The organism is Leisingera sp. UBA4491 (genome assembly GCF_002388965.1).
Classification (GTDB): Bacteria; Pseudomonadota; Alphaproteobacteria; order Rhodobacterales; family Rhodobacteraceae; genus Leisingera; species Leisingera aquaemixtae.
On the sequence record NZ_DGNN01000005.1, the window covers coordinates 19810 to 29492 of the forward strand.

Here is a 9683-nt window from a genome sequence, read left to right on the forward strand (position 1 = left end):
CCTGGCTTGCCCGCCGCCCCCATGGGGAACGAACCGGTTAATTTCCCATTTCTGAGTTGTAGATCAATTGCGATACCTTATCCATCCCTCAGGTTTTCAGGGATTTAGCGAGTGGCATGGTGCAATTGGCATCTGTTGTCCAGTGCAAGGCAGGATGGGTGAGTGACGTCCTGCAACCAGGGTAATTGGTCTGCCCGGAACTTGCGCCTTCCGGGGCAATTTGGCGATGGCTGCTTTTACGGGGTTTTGTTCCTCCCCGGCCATGCCAGCCCCGGGAGGCCATCCTCTGCTGATGCGCGCCTGCCGCTGCCGCGCGGTTACCTGCACGAATCCGGTTTTCCCGGCGTCCCGGTGCGGTTAAACCCGCCGCCATGGCCAAGCTCTATTTCAATTACTCCACCATGAACGCGGGCAAATCGACGGTGCTGCTGCAGGCCTCGCACAACTACCGCGAAAACCGCATGGACACCTACCTGCTGACGGCGCAGCTGGACGACCGGGCCGGCGCGGGCCGGATCGCCTCGCGCATCGGCATCGGCGAAGAGGCCGACATGTTCTCTGCCGGCGATGACCTCTATCTGCGCATCGAGCAGCGCCTGGCGCGCGGCCCGGTGGCGGCCATTTTCGTGGACGAAGCGCAGTTCCTGGAGCCGGACCAGGTCTGGCAGCTGGCCCGCGTGGTCGACGACCTGCGGGTGCCGGTGCTCGCTTACGGCCTGCGGGTCGACTTCCAGGGCAAGCTGTTTCCCGGCTCCGCCACCCTTCTGGCGCTGGCGGATGAGATGCGCGAGGTGCGCACCATCTGCCACTGCGGCAAGAAGGCCACCATGGTGGTGCGCCAGGACGGTCAGGGCCAGGTGCTGACCGAAGGCGACCAGGTGCAGATCGGCGGCAATGAGACCTATGTGTCGCTGTGCCGCCGCCACTGGCGCGAGGCCGTCGGCAGCCGCTAGCGGCGCGCCGGTTCGGAACCCGGCCTGCCCCGCCTGCGTTTTTCTCCTGTGCAACCCTTTATACAGGAGATCGTCATGACCGCACGGGATCCGCTCGCCGGCAAGCTGCGCTTTCACATGGCCAGCCTGGCAGGCGCCTGCATCGCAGGCGCCCTGATCATCGCCGCCTTCACCCTTGGCTTCTATTCCTGGCAGTCGATCGCCGTCTGCATCGCCATCGGCGCGGTTGTGGCGTGGCCTGCAGGCGTCTTTCTGACCCGCAAGATCAAGAAAGAAGACCCCGCCTGGGATCACCGCCGCGACATGCCCCGCGACGATCCCAAGGACAGCTGACCGCCCGCGTCAGACCCGGTTCGGCAGCGCCGCGCCGGCCAGGAACGCCGCGACGTTGTCCAGCGCCATATGCCCCATGTTGCTGCGCACCTCCTCGGTGGCGGTGCCCAGATGCGGCAGCAGGGTGGCGTTGTCCAAATCGATCAGCGCCTGCGGCACCTTCGGCTCGAACTCATAGACATCCAGGCCCGCGCCGCCGATGCGGCGGTTCTGCAGCGCGTCGATCAGCGCCGCCTCTTCCACCACTTCGCCGCGGGCAATGTTGATCAGATGCGCATGGGGCTGCATTGCGCCCAAAACCTCGGCGTTGATCAGGTGACGGGTCTCAGGCCCGCCCGGCACCGCCACCACCAGGAAATCCACCTGCCCCGCCATTGCCATCAGGCTCTCAGCCCGGTCCGCCGGAAAATCAAGATCCTTGGGTGAACGCGCCACATAAGACACATCCATGCCAAAGCCATAGTGGCAGCGCCGCGCAATCGCCTGGCCGATCCGGCCCATGCCGGCGATGCCAACCCGCTTGCCGGTGGCGTGCAGCCCCAGCATCTGGGTCGGGTGCCAGCCTTCCCACGCGCCCTTGCGCAGCATCCGCTCGCCTTCCGAGGCGCGGCGCGCCGACATCAGGATCAGCGTCATGGCGATATCGGCGGTGGCATCGGTCACCGCACCCGGCGTGTTGGTCACCTCGACACCAGCGGCCCGCGCGGCCTCCACGTCGATATGGTTGTAGCCGACCCCGAAGTTGGCCAGCAGCTTGCAACGGGGCGTGCCCGCCTTGGCAAAAATCTCTGCCGTGAACTTGTCGCCCAGCGTCGGCACCACGATGTCGAACTCCTTGAGCGCGCGCAGCATCTCCGCCTCGCTCATCACCGCGTTGGTTTCACGGATCTCCAGACCGGCAAAGGCCTCCCGCGCCCGTGCCGTGACCGCGGCCGTCATCGGCCGCGCAATCCAGATTTTCATCTCAATGCATCCTCCCGCCCAGCGGGACCTTTCCGTCGGGACCCGCCAGGTAAATTTCTCCATCCTCATCCGGCAGGCCCAGAACCAGGATCTCTGACATGAACCTGCCGATCTGCCGCGGCGGGAAGTTTACGACGGCCAGAACCTGCTTGCCCACCAGCGTTTCCGGCATGTAATGCGCCGTAATCTGCGCTGAGCTCTTTTTTACGCCGATTTCGCCCCCGAAATCGACCCACAGCTTGATTGCCGGCTTGCGGGCCTCGGGAAACGGCTCCGCACGGACCACCTCGCCGACGCGGATGTCGACCTTCATGAAGTCATCGAAGTTGATTTCAGCCACGCGACAGCTCCCTGGACCGCTCCGTTGCCGCCGCAACCGCGCGCTTCAGCAAGGCCGGGAAGCCGTTCTGCTCATCCATCAGCACCTCCAGCGCGGCCTGCGTGGTGCCATTTGGGCTGGTCACGTTGATGCGCAGCTGGCCGGGGCTGTCCTCTGCCGCCTCCGCCAGCGCGCCGGCGCCTGCGACGGTGGCCTTGGCCAGCTGCATGGCCAGCTCCGCTGGCAGGCCCTGCGCCTCGCCGGCCGCGGCCAGCGTCTCGATCAGGTGGAACACATATGCGGGGCCAGAGCCGCTGACGCCGGTCACCGCGTCCATCTGGCCCTCGTTCTCCAGCCGCACGGTCTGCCCGACGGCTTGCAGCAGCCCCTCGGCCCGCTCCAGATCCTTGGGCGCGGCATGGGCGTTTCCGATAATCGCGGTGATCCCGCGGCCCACCGCCGCCGGCGTGTTGGGCATCGCCCGCACGATCGGCGTCTGCGCCCCCAGAATGTCCTGATACGTCGCAATCGAGGTTCCCGCCGCCACCGAAATGAACAGCGTCTGACCGTTGCCGTAGCTTTGCAGCACCGGCAGCGCCTCGCCCATCATCTGCGGCTTCACCGCGATCAGCACGATGCCCGGCGCCTTGGGCAGCTCGGCATTCAGGCGGACGCCGGTTCCCTTGAGCCAGTCCGAGGGGTTGGGATCAATCACCCAGACCGAGGCAGCGGGCAATCCGCCCTCCAGCCATCCGGCCAGCATCGCCGATCCCATCTTGCCGCAGCCCAGCAGCACCAGACCGCGCGCAGCGATTTCCTGCATATCCATCGTAAGCCCCTCCCCTAAATCTCAGGTTCAGGGAAAGGTTTACGCCCGCCCGTAAGCCTCTGCAATGGCGACCTGCATCGCCTCCTGCGGGCTGCGCTTGCCCCAGACTGCCAGCTGGATCGCCGGATAGTAGCGCTCCGCATTGGCCACCGCGGCATTCAGCATCGCGTCGATCTGCTGCGGGCTGGCCATCTGGCCGCCGGACAGCATCAGGCCATAGCGGAACAGCATCAGCTTGTGATCGGCCCAATAGGTGAAGGAGCCTTCCCAGCACTGGTCGTTCATCTGGTTGATCAGCTCATAGAGCCGCGGCAGTTCGGCCTCCGGCGGCTCCATCTCAAAGCTGCACACCAGCCGCAGGCATTCCTCATAGCCCGACCAGGCCAGCGTCAGCGAATAGGTGCGCCACTGCCCTTCCACCGACATCGCGATCTGATCGTCCCCGACCCGGTCAAAGTCCCAGTCGTGGTGCGACGCCAGGGTCTCGACGATGTCGATGGGATGGATGTCTTCTTCCAGGTGAAGCTCGGATAGTGCCATGATGCCACCTCTCTTTTTGCCTAGCACATCAGGGCACATAGGCACCCTATAGCTAGGTTTTTGTGCTATGGGCCGGGGAGGCATCCCCGCTCCCATACTAGATATGGTGGAGCTGAAAAGGTGATCTGGCAACCCTTTATTTAGGGGATAACTGCAATAACTTGTGGATGAACAATCCACAGCCCCCTAAATGCCGGCTGCGCGACTATGTAACGGGTGGCTGCAAAGGTAAAGCCCGGACAGCCGTCCGGGCCCTGTATTTTGTGCCCAGTTTTGCACCTTGCGAATTGTCGGTTCAGGGTCGGCGCGACACCTGCGGATCCATCGCGTCAAAGGAGACCGGCCAGAATTCCGACAGGAACCCGGCGGCCTCCTGCTCAGAGGCCTCCGAGCGGTTGCCCGCGCGGTCATAGGCCCGGCCAAGCGTATAGCGCAGCGCGGTCCCGTCCCCGTCCGGCGTCAGGTGGTAGGTCTCGGGCAGCTCAACGCCCTCCCGTGCCGGGTCCTTGATCCGGGTTGAGAAATAGTCGAAGGGCTGCCAGTCCGTGATCCTGTAGACAAACTCCGCCAGCGAATGGGCACAGTGGTAGACCGATCCCGGCCCCAGGCGGCCCTGCGGGTTATCCATGTCAATGGCGCTGACGCTGTCCATCCACCGCAGCTTGAACTCCGGCGCGGTCAGTGCTTCCCAGACCAGTTGCGGCGCTGCGTCGAACCGGCGCCGGTAGGTCCAGACCGCATCGGCCTCCTCTAGGAAATCCCGCTCCTGCCCGGCGCGGAAGTGCTCCCAGGCACGGGCCAAGTCATAGACCTGCATGGAGACATCGCCGAAATGCTCGATCGCCTGGGAATAAGGCGCCATCGCCGCCTGCAGCTGCATTGCCTGCACCGCCGCATCGCTGAACAGCGCATAGCTGCGCACGCCGGTTTCCGCCGCGGCCGCCGTCTTTGTCATCCGGTGGACCAGGATCACATCGGCGCCGGACAGGTCCCTGACAGGCCCCACCTGCATTTCCTCAAAGGTGCCGTAATGGACAATCACCTTCAGATCCAGCCCGCCCGCATTGGCGCAGGCGCGGCAGGGGCATGTGGTATTGGCCACGATATCCTGCCGCCGGGCGGCAAAGGCGTTATAGAGGTTCTCGCAAAACGTCAGCAGCAGATCGCCGGAGACCAGCTCGGCCCGGGTCGAATAGGCCAGCACCGCGTCGCCCTCCAGCTTCCAGAAGTGCAGCGGCTCGCCGACCTGCTCCGCCACCGCCTGCAGCAGCGACTGCAGGATCGGGTTGGCGTGGTCCAGCTCCGAGGACGTCAGAAACTGCGTGTACCCGGAAATATCCGCAATCAGCAGATAGCCGCTTTGTGCCGTCATCGTACCTGTCCCCCGCCAAACACACCCGCGCGCCGCACGGCGGCGCGGGTTCAGTATAGCAGAACACACCGCAGTTTGCGCATGAATGCCCCCGCGCGCCAAAGCGCGCGGAACAGGCCGGCCGAAGGCTCAGCGGAAGGCGGGCCCGTGCGCCCAGACGGTCAGCGACCGGCGCGTGCCGCGGGTGACCGGCGTCACCTGATGCAGCAGAAAGCTCGGAAACACCGTGGCGCTGCCCAGCACCCGGCTGGCGGTGACCACATGGGCGCCCGGCATGATCTCCAGATCGCCGCCGTCATAGGATCCCGGCTTGCTCAGCTGCACCACCAGCGTCAGCTTGCGCTTGCCCGCCACCGGCCCGTCGCCGATGTCGGAATGCCAGGTGAAATGGCCGTTGTCCCGGTCCTTGTAGCTGGCAGCCTGCGGGCTTTCGGCAAACTCGCGCAGGTCAAAGTTGAACTGCTCCCGGTTGGCCCGCCGCACCAGGGTGATCAGCCGTTCCATCACCCAGCCGGTGCCCGGCACATCGTCCAGCCACACCACGCTGGCCCGGCGCAGGTTGTGATCGCGGGTCTGGCCCACCAGCCGCGCCTCGCTGTCCGGCTCCGCCTCCACCTTCCGCAAAATCTCCGCGCACTCCTGCGTGCTGAACGCACTGGGCACCGAATAGACCGCAACCATGCCACACTCCTTTTCAAGCAGCACAGGCAGCATGTACCGGACCGCACCGCCGGCGCTGGACGGTTTTCGACCCGGCGGGCGGAAAGCGACGCGAAAATTTGCACGCCAGCCATGCACAGAACGCAAAGCAAAGCCCGCCGCAGCAGCCGCTGCGGCGGGCCTGTCATCATCGCGGCGCCTGCGCCCGCGGGCCGCCGGCCCGCGCCGGAAAGGCTCAGGCCTTTCCTTTTGCCTCCAGCGCGTCCAGCCGCGCCTTCAGCGCCTCGTTTTCCTCGCGCGCCTTCTGGGCCATTGCGCGCACCGCGTCGAATTCCTCGCGGGTGACAAAGTCACGGTCGGCCAGCCAGCGGTCGATCATGCTTTTCATCGCGGTCTCGGCTTCGTCCTTGGCGCCCTGGGCCACGCCCATCGCATTGGTCATCAGCTGCGAAATATCGTCCAGGATCTTGTTGCGGGTCTGCATGTTCTTCTCCGTCTCAAGGTTGTCCCCTATATGGGCAAGCAAAGCCGCGGCGGCAAGCCGTTGACTTCCCATAACCCGCAAAGGCATTCAGTCGCACATGCAGGCCTTGATCCAATTCCCCGACCTTTCGCCCGAGATTTTCTCAATCGCCATCGGCAGCTTCGAATTTGCCCTGCGCTGGTACGCGCTGGCCTATATCGCCGGCATCGTCATTGCCTGGCGCCTGGCGGTGGCCGCGCTGCGCCGCCCCGGCTTATGGCCCGCCAGCCAGCCGCCGATGCGCCCCGAGCAGGTCGAGGACCTGCTGACCTGGATCATCCTCGGCGTGATCCTGGGCGGGCGCCTGGGGTTTGTGCTGTTCTACCAGCCGGCCTATTACCTGGCGAACCCCGCCGAGATCCTGAAGATCTGGCAGGGCGGCATGGCCTTTCACGGCGGGCTGATCGGCGTGGTGGTGGCCACCCTGATCTTTGCCGCGCGCCACAATATCCCGAAACTGCAGATCTCCGATCTGGTCGCGCACACGGTGCCGCCGGGGCTGCTCCTGGGGCGGCTGGCCAACTTCGTCAACGCCGAGCTGTGGGGCCGCCCGACGGAGCTGCCCTGGGGTGTCGCCTTTCCCGGCCCCGCCGCACAGGACTGCGGCCAGGCGCTGGGAGAGCTCTGCGCCCGCCATCCCTCGCAGCTCTATGAGGCGCTGATGGAGGGGCTGATCCTTGGCGCGGTGCTGCTGTACCTCGCCTGGCGGCGGGGGGCCTTCCACACCCCGGGCCGCCTCTTGGGGGTGTTCCTGGCGGGCTATGGCCTCGCCCGCTTCCTGGTCGAATTCGTCCGCCAGCCGGATGCCCAGTTCGTCACCCCCGGCAACCCGCTGGGGCTGGCCTGGCACATCGACGGCATCGGGCTGACACAGGGACAGGCGCTGTCGCTGCCGATGATCGCGATCGGCCTCTACTTCCTGATCCGCGCCCGCCACGCCGCCCGGAGCCCGGCATGAGCCTGATGGATCACCTTGCTGCCCGCATCCTGGCGGATGGCCCGATGTCCGTCGCGGAGTACATGGCCGACTGCCTGCTGCACCCGCAGTACGGCTATTACACCACCCGCGACCCGCTGGGCGCGCAGGGCGATTTCACCACCGCGCCGGAAATCAGCCAGATGTTCGGCGAGCTGCTGGGCCTCGCCCTGGCGCAGGCCTGGCTGGATCAGGGATCGCCGGCACCTTTCACCCTGGCAGAACTTGGCCCGGGACGCGGCACCCTGATGGCCGACCTCCTGCGCGCCACCCGCGCCGTGCCCGGCTTCCACGCCGCGATGCAGATCCATCTGGTCGAGGCGTCCCCCGCCCTGCGCAGCGTGCAGGCCAAAACGCTGGAGAGCTACGCGCCTGAATGGCTGGACACGGCGAACGCCCTGCCCGACCAGCCGCTGTTCCTGGTGGCAAATGAGTTCTTCGACGCCCTGCCCGTCCGCCAGTTCCTGCGCGCAGGGGATGGCTGGAGCGAAAGGCGCATCGGCCTCAAGGACGGCGCGCTTTGCTTCGGCCTGACCCCGGCGGCGGCGCAGCCCGCGCTGGCGCACAGGCTGGCAGACACCCGCGACGGCGATCTGGTTGAGCTGTGCGAGCCCGCCGCCCCCGTTACCCAGTGCATCGCCGCCCGAATCGCTGCCCATGGCGGCGCCGCGCTGATCGTGGATTACGGCGACTGGCGGGCGCTGGGGGACACTTTGCAGGCCCTGCGGGCGCATGAACCCGCCGATCCGCTGCAAACGCCGGGAGAGGCCGATCTGACGGCCCATGTGGATTTCGAGGCGCTGGCAATGGCCGCAAAAACCGCAGGTTGCGCCTTCACCCGCCTTACGCCCCAAGGGGTATTCCTCGAACGGCTCGGCATCACCGACCGCGCCCGCGCCCTGGCAGCGCCGCTGCAGGGCGACGGTCTGGAAACCCTGATCGCCGCACATCGGCGGTTGACGCACCCGGAGGAAATGGGAAACCTGTTCAAAGTCCTCGGCCTCTACCCCTCACAGGCCGCCCCACCGCCGGGATTGAACATATGACGCTTGAAATTCTGACGTCCGATCTGCTTGGCCCGGTGCGGCACGGGTTTTTCACCCGCAGGGGCGGTGCGTCCTCGGGCATCTACCACGGCCTGAACTGCGGCCTCGGCTCCACCGACCAGCGCGAGGCGGTGCGGATCAACCGCACCCGGGTGGCCGCCGCGATGGAGGTGCCGCCGGAGAATTTGAGCGCGGTGCACCAGGTCCACAGCGCCGATGTCGCCGTCATCACCGAACCTTCGCAGGACCGCCCGCAGGCCGATGCGATGGTCACCAACGTGCCGGGGCTGGCGCTGTCGATCCTGACCGCCGACTGCCAGCCGGTGCTGTTTTCCGACCCCGAAGCGGGCGTCATCGGCGCCGCTCATGCGGGCTGGCGCGGCACCCTGGACGGGGTGCTGGAAGCCACCCTGGAAGCCATGGAGGGCCTTGGCGCGCGGCGCGAAAACACCGCTGCTGTGATCGGCCCGACGATCTCTCAGCGCGCCTATGAAGTGGGGCCGGAGTTCTTTGAGGACTTCATGATGCAGGACGAGCGCTACGCCCGCTTCTTTGCCAGCGGCGAGGGCGGCCGCTACCTGTTCGACCTGCCGGGCCTCGGCCTGCACAAACTGCGCGAGGCCGGCGCCGGCGCCGCGGAATGGACCCGCCACTGCACCTATTCGGATCCGGAGAAATTCTTCTCCTACCGGCGGGCGACCCACGCGAAAGAGGCCGACTACGGCCGCCTGATCTCCTGCATCCGGCTTTAACAGCGCGTTAACCCTGCAGATTGCGGCGGATTTTCTGAAATTTTGCCGCATTTGCCGCCGCCCGCTGCGCCACCCTCCCCTGCCCGGCGGAATTTTCTGAACGAATTCAGCTGCCTGCCCCGTATACCCGCCCCGCCCTCCTGTCCCTGGCGCGGGCCCGGCGGCGGCAAAATTGCCCCGCGCAGGCCTTAATTGCGGCGCAATGATTACCCATAAAGAGATCACAAAAATAACCAGCTGCCGTCCCGCAGAGGGCCGGTGCTGCCGGGCGAAGGACAGACAGACCATGAAAATGAACAAGCGTTTCATTGCTTCCATCATCCGCGCCGCCAAGAGCGGGACCGCGGACCTGCCCTGGGCCGCCGCACGCCAGCCTGACCGCCAGGCGTCCAAGCGGAAACTGGTTTAACGCCGGGG

At 66.0% G+C, this 9683-nt stretch carries 13 protein-coding genes; 6 read left to right on the forward strand and 7 right to left on the reverse strand.

Annotated elements, in window-relative coordinates:
* The first annotated feature begins 371 nt into the window (after positions 1-371).
* Both B2P87_RS01555 and B2P87_RS01560 read left to right on the forward strand, forming a co-directional pair.
* Positions 372-953: a thymidine kinase gene (locus B2P87_RS01555; protein WP_141890866.1), complete on the forward strand. Its 582-nt coding sequence runs from the start codon at positions 372-374 to the stop codon at positions 951-953.
* Between the two features lie 75 nt (positions 954-1028).
* The gene (locus B2P87_RS01560; RefSeq protein WP_141890867.1) at positions 1029-1286 is read left to right on the forward strand and encodes a hypothetical protein; all 258 of its coding nucleotides are present in this window, start codon (positions 1029-1031) and stop codon (positions 1284-1286) included.
* A gap of 9 nt (positions 1287-1295) precedes the next feature.
* On the opposite strand, the gene B2P87_RS01565 is transcribed toward B2P87_RS01560, so the two are convergent.
* From B2P87_RS01565 to B2P87_RS01595, 7 genes are all read right to left on the reverse strand, one after another.
* Positions 1296-2249, reverse strand: coding sequence for a 2-hydroxyacid dehydrogenase (locus B2P87_RS01565; protein WP_141890868.1), 954 nt, complete (start codon positions 2247-2249; stop codon positions 1296-1298).
* Between the two features lies 1 nt (position 2250).
* Positions 2251-2589, reverse strand: a complete 339-nt coding sequence (locus B2P87_RS01570; protein ID WP_141890869.1) for a tRNA-binding protein — start codon at positions 2587-2589, stop codon at positions 2251-2253.
* Positions 2582-3397 (reverse strand): pyrroline-5-carboxylate reductase, encoded by an 816-nt coding sequence (proC, locus tag B2P87_RS01575; RefSeq protein WP_141890870.1) that lies wholly within the window; start codon positions 3395-3397, stop codon positions 2582-2584. Before proC ends, B2P87_RS01570 begins: the two co-directional genes overlap by 8 nt.
* 39 nt (positions 3398-3436) lie before the next feature.
* Positions 3437-3937 (reverse strand): YbjN domain-containing protein, encoded by a 501-nt coding sequence (locus B2P87_RS01580; protein ID WP_027234835.1) that lies wholly within the window; start codon positions 3935-3937, stop codon positions 3437-3439.
* A 295-nt stretch (positions 3938-4232) separates the two neighbouring features.
* Positions 4233-5309 carry a DUF2652 domain-containing protein gene (locus B2P87_RS01585; RefSeq protein ID WP_141890871.1) on the reverse strand — a complete coding sequence of 359 codons (1077 nt, stop codon included), beginning with the start codon at positions 5307-5309 and terminating at the stop codon, positions 4233-4235.
* Positions 5310-5438: 129 nt separating this feature from the next.
* A complete protein-coding gene (locus tag B2P87_RS01590; RefSeq protein ID WP_058285994.1) occupies positions 5439-5990 on the reverse strand; it encodes a 2OG-Fe(II) oxygenase in 552 nt (183 codons plus the stop codon).
* A 214-nt stretch (positions 5991-6204) separates the two neighbouring features.
* Positions 6205-6453, reverse strand: a complete 249-nt coding sequence (locus B2P87_RS01595; protein WP_141890872.1) for an accessory factor UbiK family protein — start codon at positions 6451-6453, stop codon at positions 6205-6207.
* A 97-nt stretch (positions 6454-6550) separates the two neighbouring features.
* Between B2P87_RS01595 and lgt the strand changes: the two genes are divergently transcribed.
* The 4 genes from lgt (at position 6551) to B2P87_RS01615 (ending at position 9675) form a co-directional block, all read left to right on the forward strand.
* The gene (lgt, locus tag B2P87_RS01600; RefSeq protein WP_141890873.1) at positions 6551-7450 is read left to right on the forward strand and encodes a prolipoprotein diacylglyceryl transferase; all 900 of its coding nucleotides are present in this window, start codon (positions 6551-6553) and stop codon (positions 7448-7450) included.
* On the forward strand, positions 7447-8514 hold the full coding sequence (locus tag B2P87_RS01605; RefSeq protein ID WP_141890874.1) for a class I SAM-dependent methyltransferase: 1068 nt from the start codon (positions 7447-7449) through the stop codon (positions 8512-8514). The genes lgt and B2P87_RS01605 overlap by 4 nt, the downstream gene beginning before the upstream one ends.
* A complete protein-coding gene (pgeF, locus tag B2P87_RS01610) occupies positions 8511-9266 on the forward strand; it encodes a peptidoglycan editing factor PgeF (protein WP_058285998.1) in 756 nt (251 codons plus the stop codon). The genes B2P87_RS01605 and pgeF overlap by 4 nt, the downstream gene beginning before the upstream one ends.
* 286 nt (positions 9267-9552) lie before the next feature.
* Positions 9553-9675 carry a hypothetical protein gene (locus B2P87_RS01615; RefSeq protein WP_259944605.1) on the forward strand — a complete coding sequence of 41 codons (123 nt, stop codon included), beginning with the start codon at positions 9553-9555 and terminating at the stop codon, positions 9673-9675.
* Positions 9676-9683: the final 8 nt, after the last annotated feature.